The organism is Methyloversatilis discipulorum (assembly GCF_018780585.1).
Taxonomy (GTDB): domain Bacteria; phylum Pseudomonadota; class Gammaproteobacteria; order Burkholderiales; family Rhodocyclaceae; genus Methyloversatilis; species Methyloversatilis discipulorum_B.
Genome location: NZ_JADMJL010000016.1, coordinates 220,766 through 243,771 on the forward strand (window position 1 = coordinate 220,766; position 23,006 = coordinate 243,771).

At 66.3% G+C, this 23,006-nt stretch carries 20 protein-coding genes; 19 read left to right on the top strand and 1 reads right to left on the bottom strand.

Translation table 11 applies throughout. The features are described 5' to 3' along the window. The 10 genes from IV112_RS07090 to IV112_RS07135 all read left to right on the top strand — a co-directional run. The coding region (locus tag IV112_RS07090; protein WP_304002262.1) for a hypothetical protein at positions 1-383 on the top strand (383 nt) is incomplete at its 5' end. A 337-nt stretch (positions 384-720) separates the two neighbouring features. Beyond that, a complete protein-coding gene (locus tag IV112_RS07095; protein ID WP_304002265.1) occupies positions 721-1,437 on the top strand; it encodes a transglycosylase SLT domain-containing protein in 717 nt (238 codons plus the stop codon). 174 nt (positions 1,438-1,611) lie between these two features. Continuing rightward, on the top strand, positions 1,612-3,885 hold the full coding sequence (locus IV112_RS07100; RefSeq protein WP_304002269.1) for an NADP-dependent malic enzyme: 2,274 nt from the start codon (positions 1,612-1,614) through the stop codon (positions 3,883-3,885). A gap of 60 nt (positions 3,886-3,945) precedes the next feature. Continuing rightward, the gene (locus IV112_RS07105; protein ID WP_304002784.1) at positions 3,946-5,094 is read left to right on the top strand and encodes a patatin-like phospholipase family protein; all 1,149 of its coding nucleotides are present in this window, start codon (positions 3,946-3,948) and stop codon (positions 5,092-5,094) included. A 102-nt stretch (positions 5,095-5,196) separates the two neighbouring features. Then, positions 5,197-6,198 (top strand): D-alanyl-D-alanine endopeptidase, encoded by a 1,002-nt coding sequence (gene pbpG / locus IV112_RS07110; protein ID WP_304002273.1) that lies wholly within the window; start codon positions 5,197-5,199, stop codon positions 6,196-6,198. Positions 6,199-6,202: 4 nt separating this feature from the next. Continuing rightward, on the top strand, positions 6,203-6,961 hold the full coding sequence (locus IV112_RS07115) for a (Fe-S)-binding protein (RefSeq protein ID WP_304002275.1): 759 nt from the start codon (positions 6,203-6,205) through the stop codon (positions 6,959-6,961). A gap of 1 nt (position 6,962) precedes the next feature. After that, complete coding sequence (locus IV112_RS07120; protein WP_304002278.1) at positions 6,963-8,381, top strand: LutB/LldF family L-lactate oxidation iron-sulfur protein; 1,419 nt, start codon at positions 6,963-6,965, stop codon at positions 8,379-8,381. After that, entirely contained in the window at positions 8,378-9,022 is a 645-nt protein-coding gene (locus IV112_RS07125) for a LutC/YkgG family protein (protein WP_304002282.1), read from the top strand. The genes IV112_RS07120 and IV112_RS07125 overlap by 4 nt, the downstream gene beginning before the upstream one ends. Before the next feature lie 184 nt (positions 9,023-9,206). After that, positions 9,207-11,177 (top strand): TonB-dependent receptor plug domain-containing protein, encoded by a 1,971-nt coding sequence (locus IV112_RS07130; protein ID WP_304002284.1) that lies wholly within the window; start codon positions 9,207-9,209, stop codon positions 11,175-11,177. 115 nt (positions 11,178-11,292) lie between these two features. Continuing rightward, positions 11,293-13,182 carry a hybrid sensor histidine kinase/response regulator gene (locus IV112_RS07135; protein WP_304002286.1) on the top strand — a complete coding sequence of 630 codons (1,890 nt, stop codon included), beginning with the start codon at positions 11,293-11,295 and terminating at the stop codon, positions 13,180-13,182. 15 nt (positions 13,183-13,197) lie between these two features. Here the strand turns inward: IV112_RS07135 and IV112_RS07140 are convergent, their stop codons facing one another. Continuing rightward, positions 13,198-13,863: a response regulator gene (locus tag IV112_RS07140; RefSeq protein ID WP_304002287.1), complete on the bottom strand. Its 666-nt coding sequence runs from the start codon at positions 13,861-13,863 to the stop codon at positions 13,198-13,200. Positions 13,864-13,947: 84 nt separating this feature from the next. On the opposite strand from IV112_RS07140, the gene IV112_RS07145 reads away from it, so the two are divergent. From IV112_RS07145 to IV112_RS07185, 9 genes are all read left to right on the top strand, one after another. Next, complete coding sequence (locus IV112_RS07145; RefSeq protein WP_304002290.1) at positions 13,948-14,319, top strand: sirohydrochlorin chelatase; 372 nt, start codon at positions 13,948-13,950, stop codon at positions 14,317-14,319. Positions 14,320-14,421: 102 nt separating this feature from the next. Next, entirely contained in the window at positions 14,422-15,327 is a 906-nt protein-coding gene (locus IV112_RS07150) for a response regulator (protein WP_304002292.1), read from the top strand. Continuing rightward, complete coding sequence (locus IV112_RS07155) at positions 15,324-16,496, top strand: PP2C family protein-serine/threonine phosphatase (RefSeq protein ID WP_304002293.1); 1,173 nt, start codon at positions 15,324-15,326, stop codon at positions 16,494-16,496. The genes IV112_RS07150 and IV112_RS07155 overlap by 4 nt, the downstream gene beginning before the upstream one ends. Before the next feature lie 105 nt (positions 16,497-16,601). After that, the gene (locus IV112_RS07160) at positions 16,602-17,183 is read left to right on the top strand and encodes an ANTAR domain-containing response regulator (RefSeq protein WP_304002296.1); all 582 of its coding nucleotides are present in this window, start codon (positions 16,602-16,604) and stop codon (positions 17,181-17,183) included. 448 nt (positions 17,184-17,631) lie between these two features. Further along, positions 17,632-18,918: a CmpA/NrtA family ABC transporter substrate-binding protein gene (locus tag IV112_RS07165; protein WP_304002298.1), complete on the top strand. Its 1,287-nt coding sequence runs from the start codon at positions 17,632-17,634 to the stop codon at positions 18,916-18,918. Between the two features lie 53 nt (positions 18,919-18,971). Next, on the top strand, positions 18,972-19,886 hold the full coding sequence (gene ntrB / locus IV112_RS07170; RefSeq protein ID WP_304002300.1) for a nitrate ABC transporter permease: 915 nt from the start codon (positions 18,972-18,974) through the stop codon (positions 19,884-19,886). A 67-nt stretch (positions 19,887-19,953) separates the two neighbouring features. Next, a complete protein-coding gene (locus IV112_RS07175) occupies positions 19,954-20,748 on the top strand; it encodes an ABC transporter ATP-binding protein (protein ID WP_304002302.1) in 795 nt (264 codons plus the stop codon). A gap of 171 nt (positions 20,749-20,919) precedes the next feature. Next, positions 20,920-21,621, top strand: a complete 702-nt coding sequence (locus tag IV112_RS07180; protein WP_304002304.1) for a response regulator transcription factor — start codon at positions 20,920-20,922, stop codon at positions 21,619-21,621. Next, a complete protein-coding gene (locus IV112_RS07185) occupies positions 21,621-22,907 on the top strand; it encodes a HAMP domain-containing sensor histidine kinase (protein ID WP_304002306.1) in 1,287 nt (428 codons plus the stop codon). The genes IV112_RS07180 and IV112_RS07185 overlap by 1 nt, the downstream gene beginning before the upstream one ends. Positions 22,908-23,006: the final 99 nt, after the last annotated feature.

Sequence of the window (23,006 nt, forward strand, 5' to 3'; positions counted from 1 at the left end):
GCGAAGAAGGCTGCACCGGCGAAGGCCGCTGCGAAGCCGGCAGCGAAGAAGGCTGCACCGGCGAAGGCCGCTGCGAAGCCGGCCGCGAAGCCTGCCGCAAAGCCGGCTACCAAGCCTGCTGCGAAGAAGGTGGCGGCGCCTGCGGTGACCAAGGCCGTTGCGAAGGCACCGGAGGCCGCGCCGGCCGCTGCCGCAAAGTCGGAAGCGCCCGCTGCTCCGGCGCCGGCAACGCCGTCGACGGCTGCTACGCCGGGTATCAAGTCGTCGCTGAATCCGGCTGCTGCATGGCCCTTCCCGACGGGTTCGCGTCCGTCCTGATCGCGCGTCCTGCGTCATCGAAAGCGGCATGGAGATCGTTGTCTCCATGCCGCTTTTTTCTTTGACGAGGAGCCCATCCTGATCCGGTGTTACGAAGCTTTACTTGACCTGTCCCTTGTAAATCAGGAAGATGCGCGCGTCGTTGCTTGATCGCTCCCTCCGGCACACGTAACAGATACGTCGCCACCAGCAGTTTCAGTTTGACCCGGGCCTTAGCCCTGTCCGTCCGGGTTTCCAGAATGTTCCGACCGCCACTGCGGTCCGCGAACTCCGCGATTCAAGCTTTTCCGTACGCTTCGCCACGCTGCGAGGCACGGCAACAGCCCGTTAGCACGGGCTCCTCAGGCGTGCTGCGTCCATCGCTTCTGCGATGTCCGTCGGAACGCGCGAAAGGAGTGCTGCATGAACAAGGTTTTCTCCGTCCTCAAGGGCACCGCAGCAGTAGTGCTGCACTTTGCGCACGGTGGTCTGCTCGCCGTCGGTCTCATGGTCAGTGTGTTCGTCGTACTGCGTGTGGCCGAAGCGGGTCTGACGCCGCGCATGCTGCCCTCACTGCCCGAGTTCTCGCTGCTGGGCGGTACGCAGCAGGTTTCGGCAGACGCCGATCTGCAGATGCCCGATCTGCCGGCCACCGGCTCGGGTGTCGAACTGACCGCGCAGCAGAAGACGGTCGCTGACCATGTCTCGCGTCGTCACCGTGTGGCGCGTGTGGCGGTCGAACAGTACGTGACCGACGTCTATGCCGCGGCATCCCGCTACAAGCTCGATCCGCTGTTGCTGATCGCGCTGATTTCGGTCGAGTCCGCCTTCAACCCGACGGCGGAGAGCGCCTGGGGTGCGCAGGGGCTGACCCAGGTCATTCCGAAATACCATCCGGAAAAGCTGGCGCTGTTCGGCCCCGATGCATCGCTGCTCGACCCGACCACCAGCATCTTCGTCGGTGCGCAGGTGCTGCGTGAATACATCCGCCTGTCCGGCTCGGTCGAGGGCGGTCTGCAGCGCTATGTCGGATCGATCGAGGATCCAGACCAGGTGTATTCGAACAAGGTGCTGACGGAATACCGCCGTCTTTCCGCGACTTTCGGTCCGCGTCTGCAGACGGCGGAAGTGGCGCTCTGACGCCTCTCCTGGCCGGCCGCACGGCCGGCGGGTGCGATACAACGGTTATCCACAGCCCGCTGGGCGCGCCGAACGGCTAAAATCTCCGGTTTTCGCACTGCACCATGTTTCGCCCATCAGGCGCGGCATCGGGTGCAGGGCGATGCAACTCGACCGGAGGAGTCGCCGTTCACCATGGATGAGCACTTTCGCAACGCTGCACTCGAATACCACCGCAAGCCCACCCCGGGCAAGATTTCCGTCGTTCCCACTAAGGCGCTGACCAACCAGCAGGATCTGTCGCTGGCCTACTCGCCCGGCGTCGCCGCCGCCTGCGAGGAGATCGTTGCCGACCCGCTGCAGGTCAGCCAGATGACCGCCCGCGGCAACCTGATCGGTGTCGTCACCAACGGCACCGCGGTGCTCGGCCTGGGCCCGATCGGCCCTCTGGCCGCCAAACCGGTGATGGAAGGCAAGGGCGTGCTGTTCAAGAAGTTCGCCAACATCGACGTGTTCGACATCGAGCTGGACGAGCGCGACCCGGACAAGCTGGTCGACATCATCGCGGCGATGGAACCGACCTTCGGTGGCATCAACCTCGAGGACATCAAGGCACCAGAGTGCTTCTACATCGAGCGCAAGCTGCGCGAGCGGATGAAGATCCCGGTCTTCCACGACGACCAGCACGGCACCGCGATCGTCGTCGGTGCTGCAGTGCTCAATGGTCTGAAGGCGGTCGGCAAGGACATCAAGGAGGTCAAGCTGGTCACTTCGGGCGCCGGTGCGGCCGCGCTGGCCTGCCTCGATCTGCTGGTGCTGCTCGGCATGCCGATCGAGAACATCTGGGTGACCGACATCAAGGGCGTGGTGTACGAAGGTCGCATCGAGGACATGGAGCCGCTGAAGGCGCGCTACGCGAAGGTGACGGACGCACGTACGCTGGGCGAGGTGATCCATGACGCCGACGTGTTCCTCGGTCTGTCGGCGGGTGGCGTGCTGAAGGCCGACATGGTCAAGCGCATGGCGCCGAGGCCGCTCATCCTCGCGCTGGCCAACCCGAATCCGGAAATCATGCCGGACGAGGTGAAGGCGGTACGCGACGACGCTGTGATCGCGACCGGCCGTTCGGACTATCCGAACCAGGTCAACAACGTGCTGTGCTTCCCCTTCATCTTCCGTGGTGCGCTCGATGTCGGCGCGACCACGATCACTGAAGAGATGAAGCTGGCAGCGGTGCGCGCCATCGCCGATCTGGCCCAGGTCGAGCAGAGCGAAATCGTGCGCGCCGCCTACGGCGAGCAGCCGATGTCCTTCGGTCCGGAGTACCTGATTCCGAAGCCCTTCGATCCGCGCCTCATCGTCAAGATCGCACCGGCGGTGGCGCAGGCGGCGATGGATTCGGGCGTGGCGACGCGTCCGATCGAGGATTTCGAGGCTTACCGCCAGCAGCTGAACAACCTGGTGTGGATTTCCGGCCTCGTGATGAAGCCGGTGTTCGCCGAAGCGAAGCGCAATCCGAAGCGCATCATCTACGCCGAGGGCGAGGATGAGCGCGTGCTCAGCGCGGTGCGCAACGTGGTTGACGAGGGCATGGCGCGCCCCATCCTGATCGGTCGGCGCGACGTGGTGCTGGGCCGCATCCAGAAGCTGGGCCTGCGCCTGCGTCCGGAGATCGACTTCGAACTGGTGACGCCGGAGAACGACCCGCGCTACAAGGAGCTGTGGACCACCTACCACGCACTGACCGAGCGCAAGGGCATTTCGGTCGATTACGCGAAGATGGAAGCGCGTCGTCGCACGACGCTGATCGGCGCGCTGATGGTTCGCCTCGGTTACGCCGATGGCCTGATCTGCGGCACCTTCGGCAACTTCGCGCGCCACCTGCATTTCGTACGCAACGTGCTCGGCCTGAAGGAAGGGCTGCGCAACTTCTACGCGATGAATCTGCTGAACCTGCCGGGCCGCACGCTGATGCTGTGCGATACCTATGTGAACTACGATCCGACGGCGGAGCAGGTGGTCGAGATGACCGTGCTGGCGGCGGAAGAGGCGCGCCGTTTCGGCATCGAGCCGAAGATCGCGCTGCTGTCGCACTCGAACTTCGGTTCGGACAACACGACGACTTCCGACAAGATGCGCCGCGCGCTGGAGATCCTGCACGCCGATCACCCCGAACTCGAGGTGGAGGGCGAAATGCACGGTGACGCGGCGCTGGACATCGACATCCGCACCCGCATCTTCCCCAATTCCAGATTGCGGGACGAGGCGAATCTGCTTATCTTCCCGACGCTGGATGCAGCCAACATTTCCTACAATCTGCTGAAGACCGCCGCCGGCGAGGGCATGACCATCGGCCCCATCCTGCTCGGCGCGAAGCAGCCGGTGCACATCCTGACGCCGACGGCGACGGTGAGGCGCATCGTGAACATGACTGCACTGACCGTGGTGGAGGCAAGTCACATCCGCTGACCCACGGCCCGTGCCCGAAAGGGGGAGGGCGTGGAGCAGCACGGGAGGACGGCGCTGGTGTTGTCCGGAGGCGGCGCTCGCGCCGCCTACCAGGTCGGCGTGCTGTCGGCGGTGCGCGAGTTGCTGCCGGACAAGCGCATCAATCCTTTCCCCATCCTGTGCGGCACTTCGGCTGGCGCCATCAACGCCGCCGCGCTGGGTGTCTTCAGCGAGGACTTCGGCGACGCCGTCGACAACCTGCTGTACATCTGGCGCAATTTCGAAGCTGGTCAGGTCTATCGCGCCGACCCCTGGGGCATAGGCAAGACCGGCGCGCGCTGGCTGATGGCGCTGATGTTCGGCTGGGCGGTGGACCGCTACCCGAAGTCGCTGCTCGACAACACGCCGCTGCGCGAACTGCTGGCTGCCCGGCTCGACTTCTCGCGCATCGACCGGGCCATCCAGCGCGGTGCGCTGTACGCGCTGTCGATCACTGCCTCCGGCTATACGTCGGGCGACAGTGTCGCCTTCTTCGAGGGCGGCGACGGCATCGAGCCGTGGAAGCGCATGCAGCGCGCCGCCTCGCGCACGCCGCTCAAGGTCGAGCATCTGCTGGCCAGCAGCGCGCTGCCCTTCATCTTTCCGGCCGTACACATCAACCGCGAGTATTTCGGCGACGGCTCGATGCGCCAGCTGGCGCCGGTCAGTCCGGCAGTGCATCTGGGCGCCGAACGCATCTTCATCGTCGGCGTGGGGCGCATGAGCGAGAAGGATCCACGGCGTCGCGGCCACGGCTATCCGTCGCTGGCCCAGGTTGCCGGTCACGCGCTGGCCAGCATCTTTCTCGACCAGCTGATGATAGACATCGAGCAGTTGCAGCGCGTCAACGACATCCTCGGGCGTATTCCGCCACACGTGATGGCGCAGATGGGCGTGCCCCTGCGACCGATCGAAACGCTGGTGATCGCGCCCTCGGAGCGGCTGGACGACATCGCCGCCCGCCACGTCGATGCGCTGCCGATAGGGGTGCGTACGCTGCTCGGCGGCATCGGCGGCACCCGGCGCGCCGGCGGCGGTCTGGCGAGCTACCTGCTGTTCGAAAAGCCCTTCACCCGGGCGCTGATAGACCTCGGTTACCGTGACACGATGGCGCGCGCGGACGACGTGGTGAGCTTTCTTGGTCTGAAGTTTGCGGCGGAAATGCCGTCAAGTATTACTTCACGATCGTGAACTCGCCCTAAGAATACTTTCCAGGCTCTTATTTTCGTTTGAGAATTTGATCTCGGGGGGTAAACTTCGGCCTCAATCGAACCGCCAGCAGGGGTCACACGCATGTTTCTGAAGTACCTGATGGTCAGCTGCACCGCGATGGCGCTGAGTTTCGTCGTCGCACCCACCGTCGAAGCCGCTTCCGGCAAGACGACCACCCAGGCCAAGGCCGGCAAGAAATCGGTCAAGGTCGCCAAATCTTCCAAGTCTGCGCGCATCAAGCAGGCGAGCATCAAAAAGACCTCCCGCAAGTCCGTCGCGGCCGTGCCGCGCGAGGCCGCCGTGCCCGACATGGATGCGCTCGGCCTGCCGAACGTCAAGTCGACCGCCGTGCTGGTGCAGGACCAGAGCTCGGGCGAGGTGCTGTTCGAACGCAATTCGTCGGCCATCGTGCCGATCGCCTCGATCACCAAGCTGATGACCGCGATGGTGGCGCTGGACGCCAAACCGGCGCTGGACGAGGTGCTCGAGGTGAGCGAGGAGGACATCGACCAGCTCAAGGGCACCCGTTCGCGCCTGGCCATCGGTACCCGGCTGACGCGCGAGGAGATGCTGCATCTGGCGTTGATGTCGTCGGAAAACCGTGCCTCGTCGGCACTGTCGCGCTACTACCCGGGCGGCCACGCGGCCTTCATCGCAGCGATGAACCGCAAGGCGCACGACCTCGGCCTGGCTGACACGCAGTTCTTCGACAGCACCGGTCTGAATCCGCGCAATGTGTCGTCGGCGCGCGATCTGGCGAAGATGGTGGCGGCTTCGGCCAGCTATCCGCTGATCCGCGAGTTCTCGACCACGCGCGACGGCTACTTCGCCGTCAATGGCCGCATGGTGCATTTCAACAACACCAACGCGCTGGTGTCGAACCCCGAGTGGGAAATCGGTCTGCAGAAGACCGGTTTCACCAACGAGGCGGGCAAGTGTCTGGTGATGCAGGCCTGGATGAACCAGAAGCCGGTGGTGATCGTGCTGCTCGATTCCTGGGGCCGGCTCACCCGCATCGGCGACGCGAACCGCATCCGCCGCTGGGTCGAGCAAGTGGCCCAGCAGGGCGCCCGTCAGGGCTGAGCTCATGGTCGCTCCGGGCAGTCGCGGCGAGGTCGCTCTCTTCGTCACCTGCCTGGTCGACCTGATGCGGCCGTCAATCGCCTTCTCGGCGCTGAAGCTGATCGAGGCGGCCGGTTACGTCGCCGTCGTGCCGGAGGCGCAGACCTGTTGCGGACAGCCCGGCTACAACTCGGGCGATACCGCGGCGGCGCGCGCGCTGGCGCGCAAGTTCATCGCCGAGTTCGAGCGCTTCCCTTATATCGTCGCGCCGTCCGGCTCCTGTGCCGGCACGGTGCGCACGCACTATCCCGACCTGTTTGCCAACGAGCCCGAGTGGCGGGCGCGCGCCGAGGCGCTGGCAGCGAAAACCTTCGAACTGACGCAGTTCCTGGTCGATGTCGCCGGCGTGACCGAGGTGCCGGGCGATTTCAGCGGTTCGGTCACCTATCACGACAGCTGTTCCGGCCTGCGTGAACTGGGCGTGAAGCAGCAGCCGCGCACGCTGCTCGACCGCATGCCCGGCGTCAAGCGGATCGAAATGCGCGAATGCGAGGAGTGCTGCGGCTTCGGCGGCCTCTTCTCGGTCAAGTATCCGGACATTTCCGGCGCCATCGTGCAGCGCAAGTGCGACGCGATCCGGGGCAGCGGTGCCTACGCGGTGGCGCTCGGCGACCTCGGCTGCATGATGAATATCGAAGGCCGGCTGCGTCGCAATGGCGACGAACTGACGCAGGTGATCCACATCGCCGAACTGCTCGCCGGCGACGTCGGGGGCCAGGGCTGACATGGAAGTTCGCTCGATGCACTTCGTGTCGCGGGTGCGTCAGCGGCTCGACGACCCGGAACTGCAGCGCAACCTGAAGCGCACGCGTGGCCGCAATGCGGCGTCGCGCGCCGCCGCCGTTGCCGCCTTCCCCGATTTCGACGCGGTGCGCGCACGCGCCACCGAAATCCGCGCCTCGGTGCTGCGCGATCTCGACGTCTGGCTGGAGCGTTTCGAGCAGAAGGCGATCGAGCGCGGCGCCACCGTGCTGTGGGCGCGCGACGGCGACCACGCCTGCGATCTGATCATCGACATCGCGCGCCGTCACGGCGTGCGTACGGTGGTGAAATCCAAGTCCATGGTGTCGGAAGAGGCGGGGCTGAACGCCGCGCTCGAGGCTGCCGGCATCCGCCCGGTCGAGACCGACCTCGGCGAGTACATCCTGCAGATCAACGACAACGAGCCACCGTCGCACATCATCATGCCGGTGATCCACAAGTCGAAGGAGCAGGTGTCCGAACTGTTCGCGCGCGTGCATGGCACCGCGCCAAAGACCGATATCGAAGAGCTGACTCACGAGGCGCGGGCGGTGCTGCGGCCGGAATTCCTCGGCGCCGACATGGGCCTGTCCGGTGGCAACTTCCTGGTCGCCGAAACCGGCTCGGTCGCCATCGTCACCAACGAGGGTAACGGCCGGCTGTGCACCACGCTGCCGCGCGTGCATGTCGCGCTGACCGGCATCGAGAAGGTGATTCCGACGCTGGAGGATCTGGCCACGCTGCTGCGCATCCTGCCGCGTTCGGCCACCGGCCAGGCCATCACCAACTACGTGTCGATGCTGACCGGCCCGAAGCAGGCCGGCGATGCAGACGGTCCGGAGCACATGTATTTCGTGCTGGTCGATGGCGGTCGCGCTGATCTGCTGGGCAGCGAATTCGAAGCCATGTTGCGCTGCATACGCTGCGGCGCCTGCATGAACCATTGCCCGGTGTACCAGACGATAGGCGGTCATTCCTATGGCTGGGTCTATCCCGGGCCCATGGGTTCGGTACTGACGCCGCTCTACCAGGGGCTGGACAAGGCGATGGACCTGCCGCACGCGGCGACGCTGTGCAACCAGTGCGGCGTCGTCTGCCCGGTGTCGATTCCGCTGCCGGAGCTGATGCGCACGCTGCGCGAGAAGCAGGTCGAGCGTGGCCTGCGGCCTTGGTCGGAGCGCATCGCCACCAAGCTGTGGGCCTGGGTCGCGGCGCGACCGACGCTGTACGCGCTGGGCACCCGCGTCGCCGTTCGCTATCTGCGCTGGCTGGCCGATGGCCGCGACCGCATACAGGTGATGGGTGTCGCGCCGGGCTGGACCGCGCAGCGCGACTTTCCGGCGCCGGCGGCGAAGACCTTCCGTGAGCTCTACGCCGAGCGCCGGCGCGGAGGCGGGCAATGAGCGTGCGCGACGACATCCTCGGCCGCCTGCGCCGTCAATTGGGCCGCACGGACAGCACGACCTTGGCCGCACGCGAGCGCGTCGAGGCAACGCTGGCGCTCCGGCAGACCGGGCCGCGCGCCGCTGCGGATGCCTTGCTCGATCGTTTCATCGAGCGCGCACGGGCGATGATTTCCAGCGTGGACCGCTGCGCCACCGAAGCCGAAGTGCCTGCGCACTGCGCCGACTGGCTGCGCGGGCACGGGCTACCGACGACGGTGGTCGTCGTCCCGGCGCTGGCCGCGCTGGACTGGGCCGGCGCCGGTCTGGAGGCGCGCGTCGGGGCGGCGACCGGCGACGATCTGGTCGGCGTCACCGGCTGCTTCCGCGCCATCGCCGAAACCGGCACGCTGATGCTCTGTTCGGGGCCGCAGTCGCCGGCCGTCAACAGCCTGCTGCCGGAAACGCATATCGCGGTGGTTCCGCGCCAGCACATCGTCGCCGACATGGAAGCCGCCTGGGCCGAGGCACGGCGCGAACTGTCAGCCTGGCCGCGGGCGGTCAATTTCGTTTCAGGACCGTCGCGCACGGCCGATATCGAACAGACCATCGTGCTTGGCGCCCATGGCCCCTACCGTGTGCATCTGCTGATCGTCGGCTGAGCACGACAGTCCCGGAGGCTGTCGGTCGGGGCGGTTTGCACGGATAATCCGCGCCAAGCGAGGCTCGGCCCGCCAAGAAGTCACCGAACAAGAATCGCCTGTCCAGCCGCATATGTCCGCACAGCCAAAAGGTCGTTACGCCCGCCGCCATCTCGCCCTCTGCCTGTTTCCGCTCGCGTTGGCGATGTCCGACGCGCGGGCGCAGGACGAGCCGGAATCGCCCTTCCTCGACGACGACCTGCCGGTCGTGCTGTCGATGACCCGCATGCCGCAGCGCATCGACGACGCGCCGGGTGCGGTCACGTTGTTCACCCGCGAGGATATCGAGCGCCTCGGCTATCGCCGCCTGCCGCAACTGTTGCGTCTGGTGCCGGGCATGAACGTGATGAGTGACACCGGGCATTCGCCGGCGCTGTTCTATCACGGCCTCGGCACGCTGAATCCGAACCGGATGCAGGTACTGATCGACGGCCGCTCGGTCTATTCGCCCTATCTGTACGGCTATGTGGACTGGGATGCGCTGCCGCTGACGATGGACGAGATCGAGCGCATCGAGGTCGTGCGTGGTTCGAATGCGGCCACCTATGGATCGAACGCGGTGGCGGGCGTGGTCAATATCGTCACCCGTTCCAGCATCGACGGCCCGGCGGCCAGCGTGGCCCTGACCGGCGGCAGCCGCAATGTGTCCGACCTGTCGGCGCGTATGCGCCGCAGTTTCGGCCCGCTCAGCGTCGCCATCAATGCGCGCACCATGGGCGACGAAGGTTTCGAACACCGCAACGACGATGCGCGACTGAACGCGTCGACGCTGCGCGCCGACCTGGCGCTGAACGGCTCCGACGAGATCAGCCTGATGGCAGGACAGAGTTCCGGTTGGCGGGGCGTCGGCTACCCCTTCGGCGTCTCGGGTAATCGCGACAATGGCAATGGATTTCGTGACGTTCGAACCGACAACTGGTTTACCCACATCCGCTTCCGGCGCATGCTTTCGACCGATAACGAGTGGTCGGTGGGTTACTACCAAAACGAGGATAGAGGCCGCGAGGAATGGTTCGGCGAGGCAGGCCCAGTTTTTGGCGCGCCGGTGGGTTTTTACGCGCCGATTCCGATCGACTACAACCGTACCGCAACCCGTCAGAACCTGGACTTCCAGCATCTGTTCGTCCCGGTTGCCGATTGGAGATTGGCATGGGGCGTTGAACTGCGCCGCGAAGAGTTGACATCGGAGCGGATGTTCGCGGTGACCGGCAAGGAATCGCAGGGTCTTTTCCGTGTGTCGGCGAACGCCGAATGGCGACCGAACGAGTACTGGACCCTGAACTTCGGCAACATGATCGAGCGCTTCCAGAACCAGAGCCCGCAGGCGTCGCCGCGCGTGTTCGCCACGCTGCACGTGACGCCGCAGCACGCGATCAAGGCCGGCGTGAGCCGCGCCTTCCGCCAACCAGCGCTGATCGAAGCGCGGGGGGATTCCCGCTTCATCGATGCCCGTTTGCCCTTGCCTGGTGGTCGCATACGGCGAACTTACGTCGGAAATCCGAACCTGCAGCCTGAACGGTTAGACTCTGCAGAACTTGGATATGTCGGGCAGTTCGGGTCGTCGACGCTGGATGTACGCGTTTTTTATGAGCGCTTCAATCACCTGATCACGGAAGCCGAATACGACGAGCGGCCCTTCTATCCTTTTGTGGGCCGCACATATATCGAAGCGCCCGGCGCACGGATATCGGGCATCGAGTACCAGTACCGCTATCGTGGCAACGGCCGCGAAATCTGGTGGTCGCACGCGATTCCCCGCATCAGCTCCGAGCCGGTGTGCGAACCGGGACAGACCTGCTATGCGGATACGATTCCGACCTCGACCTGGTCGCTGACCTGGATGGAGCAGTTCAGTCACGACTGGTCGATCGCTGCAACGCTGTTCGGCGCCAACGCAGCCCAGTATCTGAACGATAGTGAGCGAACAGACTCCTATCGGACGCTGGATGCGCGGGTGGCGAAGAAATTTCGGAGTGGCAACATGACTTGGGAGGCTGCCTTGGCAGTGACGGATATCGGACCGGGTTACGAAACCTTCAACGATAACCGTACCCGCGTGCCGTTCAACCGCGTCGCCCGGCAGACCATGCTGACTTTGCGCTCCAGCTGGTTCTGAAGCGACCGCTGCGATCCCGTATCATGATCGCCGGATAAACAGGCGGTCTACGCAAGGAGGCGGGGTGCGGAGTCGGTTCGGACTCAATCGACTCGGATTCCGCAGCCGCGTGCTGGTGGCTGCGCTGCTGCCATCGGTGGCGATCGCGCTGGCGCTGGCCGTCCATTTCACGTCCACCCGCATCGCCGACATCGAACGCGCGCTGATCGACCGCGCCATGCTGCTGACCGCCAGCCTGGCGCCGGCCTCCGAGTACGGTCTGTTCGCCGGCAACATCGACATCCTGCAATCGATCGCCGACGCGTCGCTGCGCGAGCGCGATGTCGACGGGCTGGTCGTGTTCGACCGCGACCACGTGGTGCTGGCGCGGGCCGGGCGCACGCGCATGCCGGAACGCAGTGTGACCGATGGCCTCGGTGCGCCGGCGCTGCTCGAAAGTACCGACGATTACCATCTGTTCGCCGCGCCCGTGTTCAGCGTGCAGGCGCGACCCGACCCGCTGTTCGACGACGGTGACGCGGCGCCCGCGGTCAGCCGGCTCGGCGTGGTCGTGGTGCAGGTGTCGCGGCTGGGCAGTGCGCAGGCGCGACGCGAACTGATCGTCAGTGCGGCGCTGATCACTGCCGGTGGGCTGCTGCTGGCGGGCCTGTTCGCGCGCATCCTGTCCGACGGCGCCACCGCGCCGGTGCGCGCGCTGGCCGATACCGTGCGCCGCATCGAACAGGGCGACTTCTCGGCGCGGGCGCGCACCGGTGCGCGCGGCATCATGCAGGTGCTGGAGGACGGCATCAACCGGATGGCCGTCACGCTCAGCGGGGCACGGGCCGACCTCGAACAGCGGGTGCTCGATGCGACCGCTCAGTTGCAGCAGCAGAAGGAGAGGGCCGAGCAGGCGAGCCGGGCCAAGACCCAGTTCGTCGATGCGCTGCTGCACGACCTGAGCCAGCCGCTGATGGCGATGGGCCTGGACATCCGTACGCTGAAGCTGCGCCTGCGCGACGACGAAAGCAGCGGTCTGCTGACCCGGCTCGAGCGCTCGTCGATGAAGCTGGAGAACATGCGCGACGTGCTGCTCGACGTCGCCCGGCTGGAATCCGGCGCCACCCAGCCGCGCATCACCGACTTTCCGCTCGGGCGCGTGTTCGAAAGCCTGCGCCTCACCTTCGAGGCACAGGCGGCGGAGAAGGGCCTGCGCTTCGAACTGTATCCGACGCGCGCCTGGTGCCGTTCCGACCCGCTGCTGCTCGAACGCGTGCTCGCCAATCTGGTGTCGAACGCGCTGCGCTATACCGCACAGGGTGCCGTGTTCGTCGGCGTGCGCTGGCTCGGCAACGAGGTGCTGCGCATCGAGGTACGCGACAGCGGCCAGGGCATTCCGCCGGAGCGCATCGACGACGTGTTCGACGAGTTCGTGCGCCTGCCCGGCACCGACCCGGGGAGCGGTGGCCGCGGCATGGGACTGGGGCTCGCCATCGTGCGCCGGTTGTGCACGCTGCTCGGCCATGCGCTGGCGGTGCGTTCGCGCCCCGGGCGCGGTTCGAACTTCAGCGTGACCGTGCCGCGCGTGCACGCCTTCGTGCCGGCGGAGGTCGAGGATGAACTGCAGGGCCTGCGGCGGCTGGCCAACCGTCGCGTCGCACTGATCGACGACGATCCGGCCATCCTGCAGTCGCTGCAGTCACTGCTGGCGTCGGTCGGCATCGACGTGGTGTCGGGCACCTCGCCCGACTTCGTGCTGCGCCAGCTGCGTCAGGCAGGCGCGCCCGATTTCATCATCAGCGACTACCAGCTTGGAGACGGTCTGGATGGTCTGTCGGCGGTGCTGTCGCTGCGGCGTGAACTGGGCGAGCACATTCCGGCGCTGATCATGACCGGACTGGCGGCCACGCGTGAGCTCGAGATCGAACTGGAGGCGCACGGCATTCCGCTGGTCGCCAAACCGGTGCGACCGGTGGTGCTCGACGCGGTCATCGGCGGCCTGCTCGACGCCGCCGAGGACGCCTGACGCCGCCCGGGCACGTCAGGCCTGGGTCTTCGGCGGCCGTCGCGGCAGGCGTATGCCCATCTGCGACAGCGCGAACACCGCCTGCGTGCGGTTCTTCACCCCGAGCAGGCGCAGGATGGTCGAAATGTGGGTCTTGGCCGTGCCGTCCGAAATGCCCAGTTCGCGGCAGATCAGCTTGTTCGGCATGCCTTCGATCATCAGCCCGAGCACCTGTATCTGGCGCGGCGTCAGGCCGATGTCGGCGAGGTCCTGTATCGTCGGTCGCGGCGGCTGCGGGTGGATGGCGTCGTCGAGCACCTGCTGCGGCACGTAGATGCCGCCCTTCAGTACCAGCTGCAGCGCGCTGACCAGCACCGAAGTGGTCGAACTTTTGGAGATGAAACCCATCGCACCCTGGTCGATGGCGTCGGTGATGGTGTGCCGGTCGTCCTGCGCCGAAATGACCACCACCGGCACGTCCGGGAATTCGCTGCGCAGTTGCGTCAGCAAGGTCGTGCCTTCGGCGTCCGGCAGGTTCAGGTCGAGCATGACCAGATCGGGACGCAGGCCGCCGCGCAGCATGGTCAGTGCGCGCGAGGCCAGCAGGGCGCAGCGGATGTCCGGCTCGCTGTCGATTTCGGTCAGCACGCTGCGCAGGCCTTCCACGACGAGCGGCTGGTCTTCGACGATCATTACCTGCATGGGCGTTTCTCGCAATCGGGCGACGGACGGATTTTATATGCTGCAGTGTTTGCAATTCTGCCGCAGCGCAACGGAGAACATGTCTTGAATCACGGCCTCATCCTGTTTGGACACGGATCGCGCGATCCGGAATGGGCGCGCCCGCTGCGCGAAGTGGCGGCGCAGGTGGCAGCCGGCGACGGTGCACCGCAGGTCGAGCTGGCCTTTCTCGAATTCCTCGAACCGACGCTGGAGCAGGCGTGCGACCGGCTCGCCGCGGTCGGCGTCACGCGCATTGCCGTGCTGCCGATGTTCATCGCGCAGAGCGGGCATGTGCGGCGCGACCTGCCGGCGCAGCTCGACGCGGCGCGCGCCCGTCATCCGTCGCTGCGCATCGACCTCGCCACCGCGGTCGGCGAGGACCCGCGCGTACAGGCGGTGATGGCCGAGGTGGCGCGCTCTGCGCTGGCCAGTTGAGCGCGCTCAAGCCGTCGGTTACGTTGCCGTTACAGCTTGCGATGAGCGGGGGGCGACGGACTCCAAGGCCCGCCGCTCGCCCACAACGCGGAGCACTACCCTATGGTGAGCATGTCGGCCCCGGTCAGACTTCTGGTCGTCGATGACGAGCCCTTCAACCTCGAAATCATCGGCGAGTACCTCGACGGACAGGGTTACGAGCTGACCATGGCGCGCGACGGTGTCGAGGCCTGGGAATACCTCGACAATGCCGAGATCGATTTCGACCTGCTGGTGCTCGACCGCATGATGCCGCGACTCGATGGCATGGAACTGCTGCGGCGCGTGCGCCGCACGCCGCGCCTGAGCGGCCTGCCGGTCATCATGCAGACCGCCGCCGCGACGCCCGACCAGGTGCGCGAGGGCTTGCAGGCCGGTGCCCGCTACTACCTCACCAAGCCCTACGAACCGGATGCGCTGCTGGCCATCGTCAAATCGGCGCTGGAAGAGGCGCACCGCACCCGCGAAATACAGTTGCAGGCCGAGGGCATGCGCCGCGCCATGGCTGCGCTGCGCCGCGCCGAGTTCGAGTTCAGCACGCTGGGTCAGGCGACCGAGCTGGCCTCGCTGGCCTCGCTGGTAGCGCCCGAGCCCGAGAACATCGTGATGGGCCTGAGCGAACTCATGATCAACGCCGTCGAGCACGGCAATCTCGGCATCAGCTATGCCGAGAAATCGCGGCTGCGGCTGGAAGATTGCTGGCAGGAAGAGGTCGAACGGCGTCTGCGGCTGCCGGAGTACGCCGGACGGCGTGCGCGTCTGCAGATCGAATGCAGCGACGAGGCCGTACGCTACACAGTGAGCGACGACGGCGCGGGCTTCGATTTCGCGCGCTACCTCGACTTCGACCCCGGGCGCGCCTTCGACCCGAACGGTCGCGGCATCGCGATGGCGCGGCAGCTGTGCTTCCGCAGCCTCGAATACAAGGGCTGCGGCAACGTGGTCACGGCAACGGTGGAACTGCAATGACTGCAGTCGGCATGGCGCAGCCAGCAACGGCACAGCAGGCTGCCGCGCCGCTGCGGCAGATGACGGTGCTGGTGGTCGACGACACCCTGGTCGGCCGGGCGACCGTCAGCGCGCTGGTGCGCCGGCTCGGCCACCGCTGCATCGAAGCCTCGGACGGTGCCGGTGCGGTGCAGGCCTACCGGGCCTACCGCCCCGACGTCGTGCTGATGGACGTGGTGATGCCCGGCATGGACGGACTGGAGGCGACGCGCGAGCTGCGCCGGCTAGCCGCCGACACTTTCCTGCCGATACTGCTGCTGTCCGCCCGCTCCGACGACGCCGACATGATTGCCGGCCTTGAAGCCGGCGCCGACGACTACCTGACCAAGCCGATCAATTTCGCCATCCTGACCGCCAAACTCGCCAACTGCGCACGCCAGATCGTCATGCACGCCAGCATGGCGAACTACCGCGCCGAGCAGGAGGAGGAAATCGAGTTCGCGCGACACGTGATAGAGCGCCAGGTGCAGGGCAAGGCGGCCGATGATCGTCGTGTGCGCTACTCGGTCACGCCGACCGCACAGTTCTCCGGCGACATCGTCGCGGTGTCGCATTCGCCGTCAGGTGCGCTCTATGCGCTGCTGGCGGACGCCACCGGCCACGGCCTTGCGGCGGCGATCAGCGTGCTGCCGGTGCTGCAGGTGTTCTTCGGCATGGCCAAGAAAAACCTGTCGCTCGGCCTGATGGCCAGCGAAATCAATCGCCACCTGATGTCCACGCTGCCGGTCGGTCGTTTCGTCGCGGCCACCATGGTGCGTCTGGACGCCGGAGAGGGCGAGGTCTGGGTGGGCGGTACGCCCGAGGTGCTGTGGCTGGATCGCAGCGGCGCAGTGATCGAGCGCTTCGCGTCGGCCAATCTGCCGCTCGGCATCGACGTCGACGACGCGATGGACGTGCCGCCGCAGCGCTTCACCTGGACGCCCGGCGACCAGCTGGTGCTGTGTTCGGATGGACTGGTCGAGGCGCTGGGCATCGGCGGTGACGCCTTCGGCCAGCAGCGGTTCGAGCAGGTGCTGCACGACAATGCGCCGGCTCGGCGCCACGATGCGGTGCGCGCCGCACTCGCCATGCATCTGGACGGGGCGCTGGCGCACGACGACGTGTCGCTGATGGTGATCGACCTCGATTGAGGCCCGCGCGCAAGTCCTTGTCGCAGCTTGATTTGCGGCGCGCCGGGCGGAGCTTGGCACGGCGATTGCATCGCCTTGGTCCGGAATTCCTTTCCTGACTGAACAATGGCCGTTCTCAATGTCCTGGTGGTAGACGAATCGCGCAAGCGCGCCGCTGAAATCTGCGCCGGGCTCGCCTGCGCCGGTTACCAGGTGGCCGCGGTACTGTCGAGCGCCTACGACCTGCACATGAAGGTCGAGGAAATCAAGCCGGACGTCATCCTGATCCAGACCGATTCGCCGTCGCGCGACACGCTGGAGAACATGGCGGCGATGGACCGCGAAATGCCGCGCCCGGTCGTGGTGTTCGCCAATGATTCGGACAGCAAGACCATACGCCGCGCGATGAAGGCAGGCGTTTCGGCCTATGTGGTCGATGGCCTGGAGCCGAAGCGCATCAAGCCGGTGATCGATGTGGCGCTGGCCCGTTTCGAAGAGCACCAGGAACTGCGCCGCTCGCGCGACGAGGCGCGGCAGAAGCTGAGCGAGCGCATTTCGGTCGACCGCGCCAAGGGCATCCTGATGAAGTTGCGGGGTATCGACGAGGACGCCGCCTATCACACGCTGCGCAAACTCGCGATGGAGCGCGGCAAGACCATCGCCGCCGTGTCCGAAGACTTCATCGCCACCGCACGCCTGCTCGGCTGACCGGCTGAGCCCTTCCTTCTTCCCTTTGCAGACCTTTCCGTCGGCGCGGCGTATCGCTGCGCCGTGCATGGGCCATCCGCCATTGCCGCGCACCCTCGCGAGTAGGCCGACGGCGGATGGCGTCACGCCCTCGGCATGCATGCGCCGGTTCGACATGGTGCGTACGCACGCTGCTGTCGCACCGCACAAGTGCGGTCGTATCGGACCGCACCTTCGTGTCCAGTTTTCGGTTTGGCTTTCAAGCCATTGAAAAAAAACGTGTTTGTTCTTGATTTTCAGGGTTGGCACGCCCCGTGCTAATCACCGTTCAAGGCGCAACAACGTGGTTGCGGCCAGCGAGGCGAGAAGCCTCCATAAGGGACAAGGGTGTCCATCCGGTCGGCTTCTCAGCCGCGGATGCACACCCTTTTTTCATTCTGGAATCGATCATGAAACTACGGAGAACACGATGGCTGAGCATCCGAAGCAGGCAGACAGCGTCATTGACACCAGCGCGACGCGCCGCAGCTTTCTCAAGCAGGGCGCCGCACTCGGTGTGGGAGCTTCGCTGATGAGCATGGTGCCCCCCGGCGTGCGTTCGGCGGCCTGGGCCGCCGGTTCCGACGCCCCCGAGAAGAAGGAAGTGCGCATCGGCTTCATCCCGCTGACCGACTGTTCCAGCGTCGTGATGGCGGCGGTGGAGAAGTTCGACGAGAAGTACGGCATCAAGATCATCCCGTCGAAGGAAGCGTCGTGGGCTGCGGTGCGCGACAAGCTGGTGAATGGCGAACTGGATGCCGCGCACGTGCTGTACGGCCTGATCTACGGCGTGCATCTGGGCGTTGGCGGTCCGAAGAAGGACATGGCCAACCTGATGACGCTGAACAACAACGGTCAGGCCATCACGCTCGCCAACAAGCTGAAGGACCAGGGTGTGACCGACGGCGCCAGCCTGCAGAAGCTGATCGCCGCCAAGCCGGGTGAATACACCTTCGCCCAGACCTTCCCGACCGGCACCCACGCGATGTGGCTGTACTACTGGCTGGCGGCCAATGGCATCAACCCGATGAAGGACGTCAAGGTGATCACCGTGCCGCCTCCGCAGATGGTGGCCAATATGCGGGTCGGCAACATGGACGGCTTCTGCGTCGGCGAGCCGTGGAACAACCGCGCCATCATCGACAAGATCGGCTTCACCGCGGTCACCACCCAGGACATCTGGGTCGATCACCCGGAAAAGGTGCTGGGCACGACGGCGGAGTGGGTGAGCAAGTACCCGAACACCGCGCGTGCGATGACCTCGGCCGTGCTCGAAGCGTCGCGCTGGATCGACGCCTCGCTCGCCAACCGTCGCAAGACCGCCGAAACGGTGGCCGCCAAGTCCTACATCAACACCGACATGGACGTCATCCTGGAACGCATGCTGGGCCGCTATTCCAATGGTCTGGGCAAGAGCTGGGACGACAAGAACGCGATGAAATTCTTCAATGACGGCGCGGTGAACTTCCCCTACCTGTCGGACGGCATGTGGTTCCTGACCCAGCACAAGCGCTGGGGCCTGATCAAGACCGACCCCGACTACCTGGCGGTGGCCAAGGCGATCAACCGCACCGACATCTACAAGCAGGCCGCCACCGCGGTCGGCGTGTCGCTGCCGAAGAGCGACATGCGGACGCACAAGCTGATCGACGGCGTCGTGTGGGACGGCAAGGACCCGAAGAAGTACGCCGGCAGCTTCAAGATCAACGCCGCGTAATGTTCCCGGCGCGGGGCCTGCTCCGCGCCGACCGGTACTGAAAGGAATCCGTCATGAGTGCAGCAACCCTCACATCAGACAAGGTCGTGTCCATGCATGCCACCCCGTCCGCGGTGCCGGCCCCGGCCGCCAACGAAGCGGCTGCGCCGGTCGCGAAGGCCGCGCCGCGCGAGCCGCGCACGCCGATCTCCGAAATCCTGCTCGCGGTGTTCAAGGCGGTGTTCCCACCGATCGCCGGCATGGCGCTGCTGGTTGCCGTGTGGGCGCTGCTGGCGGCCAAGGGCGGCAGCATTCCGGGTCCGCTCGCCGTATGGGACGCGGCCAAAGTGCTGTTCGCCGATCCCTTCTACAACAACGGCCCCAACGACATGGGCATAGGCTGGAACGTGCTGTCCTCGCTGCAGCGCGTCGGCATCGGCTTCGGCTTCGCGGCGCTGGTGGGCATTCCGCTCGGCTTCATCATCGGCCGCTTCGCCTTCATGAACGCGATGTTCGATCCGGTCATTTCGCTGCTGCGCCCGGTCAGTCCGCTGGCCTGGCTGCCGATCGGCCTGCTGGTGTTCAAGCAGGCGGACCCGGCAGCGACCTGGACCATCTTCATCTGTTCGATCTGGCCGATGATCATCAACACCGCGGTCGGCGTGCAGCGCGTGCCGCAGGACTACATGAACGTGGCCCGCGTGCTCGACCTCGACGAGTGGAAGATCGTCACCAAGATCCTGTTCCCGTCGGTGCTGCCCTACATGCTGACCGGCATCCGCCTGTCCATCGGCACCGCCTGGCTGGTCATCGTTGCCGCGGAGATGCTGACCGGCGGCGTGGGCATCGGTTTCTGGGTGTGGGACGAGTGGAACAACCTGAAGGTGGAGCACATCATCATCGCCATCTTCGTCATCGGCATCGTCGGCCTGCTGCTCGAACAGGCGCTGCTGCTGCTCGCCCGCCGCTTCTCGTACGGCAACAGCTGATCCCGTCCAAACGATTGCATTGAACTGAGGCGGCCGGTGCCACGCACCGGCCCGCGAGGAGACCACCATGAGCAAGACCATCGTGAAAGTCGAGAACGCAGGCATGACCTTCGATACCAAGAAGGGCAAGTTCGTCGCGCTGCGCGACATCGACCTCACCATTGCCGAAGGCGAGTTCGTCACGCTGATCGGCCACTCCGGCTGCGGCAAGTCCACGCTGCTGAACCTGATCGCCGGCCTGACCCTGCCCACCTCCGGCAACCTGATCTGCGACGGCCGCGAGATCGCCGGTCCGGGGCCGGAGCGCGCCGTGGTGTTCCAGAACCACTCGCTGCTGCCCTGGCTCACCTGCTTCGAGAACGTGCTGCTCGCGGTCGAGCGCGTGTTCGGCAAGAAGGAAGGCAAGATCAAGCTGAAGGCGCGTGCCGAGGCGGCCCTGGACATGGTGCACATGACCCACGCGCTGCATAAGTATCCGCACGAGATTTCCGGCGGCATGAAGCAGCGCGTCGGCATCGCCCGTGCCTTCGCGATGGAGCCGAAGATCCTGCTGATGGACGAGCCCTTCGGTGCGCTCGACGCGCTGACCCGCGCCAGCCTGCAGGACGAGCTGAATGGCGTGATGGAAAAGACCGGCGCCACCGTGGTGATGGTGACGCACGACGTCGATGAAGCCGTGCTGCTGTCCGACCGCATCGTCATGATGACCAACGGTCCGGCCGCCACCATAGGCGAAATCCTCGACGTGAAGCTGGCGCGCCCGCGCGACCGGCTGAAGCTCGCGCATGACGCCGACTTCGTCGAGTACCGCGCCGCGCTGCTCGAGTTCCTGTACCAGAAGCAGGTGAAGAAGGCGGCCTGAAGGCCTGGTTGCCACGGCGCCGGGAAGGGCGGGCTGAGGTCCGCCTTTTCCATTTGTGTCATCGTCTCGCGCTCGGCGCGGAAATGAACCGTGGCGCGGGCGGTATCCCGCCCATCGCAGCAGTCTCCGGCGCTTATCATCGCCGTCATCGAATACAGGTGAGGCATGCCGATGACGGCCGACGCAAACAGGGTTCTGCTGATCGACGACGACGCCGAGCTCAGTGCGATGCTCGGCGAGTACATCGCCAATGAAGGGTACGCGGTCGAGCGCGCGGCCGATGGAGAAAGCGGTCTGACGCTGCTGCGCCAGGGCGACTTCGCCATCGTCGTGCTCGACGTGATGATGCCGCGCGTGTCCGGCATCGAAGTGCTGCGCCGGCTGCGCGCCTTCTCCGGCGTGCCGGTGCTGATGCTCACCGCGCGTGGCGACGATATCGACTGCGTGCTCGCGCTCGAACTGGGCGCCGACGACTACGTGCAGAAGCCATGCACGCCGCGCGAACTGGTGGCGCGGCTGCGCGCGATTCTGCGGCGCATCGGCGGCGCGCGCACCCAGGCGGCCAGCGACGACGCCATCGTCGTCGGCGCGCTGGCCGTGTGGCCGCAGCGGCGCTGCGCCGAGTACGGCAACACGCTGCTCACCCTCACCAGTTCCGAATACGGCCTGCTCGAAGTGCTGGCGCGCAACGCCGGCAGCGTGGTGTCCAAGGCCGAGCTGTCGCTGCAGGCGCTGGGCCGGCCGATGGGCCCTTACGACCGCAACATCGATGTGCACGTGAGCGCCATCCGGCAGAAGCTGGCGCCGCTCAGCGGCGGTCGCCCGCTGATACAGACGGTGCGGGGCGTCGGCTACCAGCTGGTGCGCGCCTAGTGGGCCGGCTGTTCTGGAAGCTGTTCTTCGCCTTCGTCGCCGCGCTGGCGGTGGCGGCGCTGCTGGTCGCGCTGGCGCTGTCGCTGATCTGGCCACGGGAGGGCCGCGGGCCACGGCCACAATCGGCGCTCATGGCCGACACGGTCGAGGTGTTGCTGCGCGAGCAGGGGCCGCCGGCGACCGTCGCGCTGCTTGAGATCTGGCGTGCGCAGCAGGTGCCGCTGCCACTGCTTGTGCGGCCTGACGGCAGTGAGCTGTTCGGACGTACGGTGAGCGCGGAACGACTGGACACTGCGCGGGTCGTGTCCATCGAAGGCGCGCAGTGGAGAGTGCTGGTGGCCGCGCGCGGCGATCGACCGCCGTCGGTAGCTGGCGGACTGCCACTGCCGCCGCCGCCCTTCCTCGAAGTGGTCGCGCTGCTGATCGGCGCGCTCACCTTCAGCGCCGCGTTGGCATGGTATCTGTCGCGCCCGGTGCGTCACCTCAGCCAGGCGTTCGATGCACTGGCCGGCGGCGATCTGGGCGTACGTACGGCGGCACGGATCGGCCGCCGTCGCGACGAGATCGCCGATCTCGGCCGCGGTTTCGACCGCATGGCGGCACGCATCGAACAGCTGGTCGACGCGCAGCGCCGGCTGCTGCACGACGTGTCGCACGAACTGCGTTCGCCGCTCGCACGGATGAGTGCGGCCATCGGTCTGGCACGGCAGGATCCGTCGCGGATCGAAGCGATGCTGGAGCGCGTCGAGCGCGAGACGGCGCGGCTGGACACCCTGGTCAGCGAACTGCTGGGTCTGGCGAGGCTGGAGCACGACGCCGCGCACACGCTGCCGCAGCCGGTGGCGCTCGACGCCCTGCTGCACGATGTCGCCGGCGATGCGCGGTTCGAGGCGGCTGCGCGCGACGTCGAGGTCGTGCTGTCGACCGACGGCGCGGGGCCGGTCGTCAAGGGGCAGGTCGAACTCCTGCGCCGCACCTTCGACAACGTGCTGCGCAACGCGGTGAAGTACGCGCCGGCCGGTTCGGTGGTGCACATCGCGCTGGACCGGGCCGATGGGCGCGCCCGCGTCAGCATCAGCGACGGCGGTTGCGGCGTCGCCGACGGCGAACTGGAGCGCATCTTCGACCCCTTTTTCCGCGGCGAACGCCGTGACGGCAGTGCCGGCGCCGGACTTGGCCTGTCGATCGCGCGGCGCGCCGTCGAGGCGCATGGCGGAGACATCCGCGCGTCGAATGCCGAAGGCGGGGGCCTGCGCGTCGACATCCGGCTGCCGGCCGAGGACTGACGCGTCTTTACACAGTCGCCCGCCGGCAGTGCTTGCCGCTGCGCCGGTCGACCGCCGCGTCGGTGAAGGCCATCGGCGCTTCCGCACGATGCGGACGGC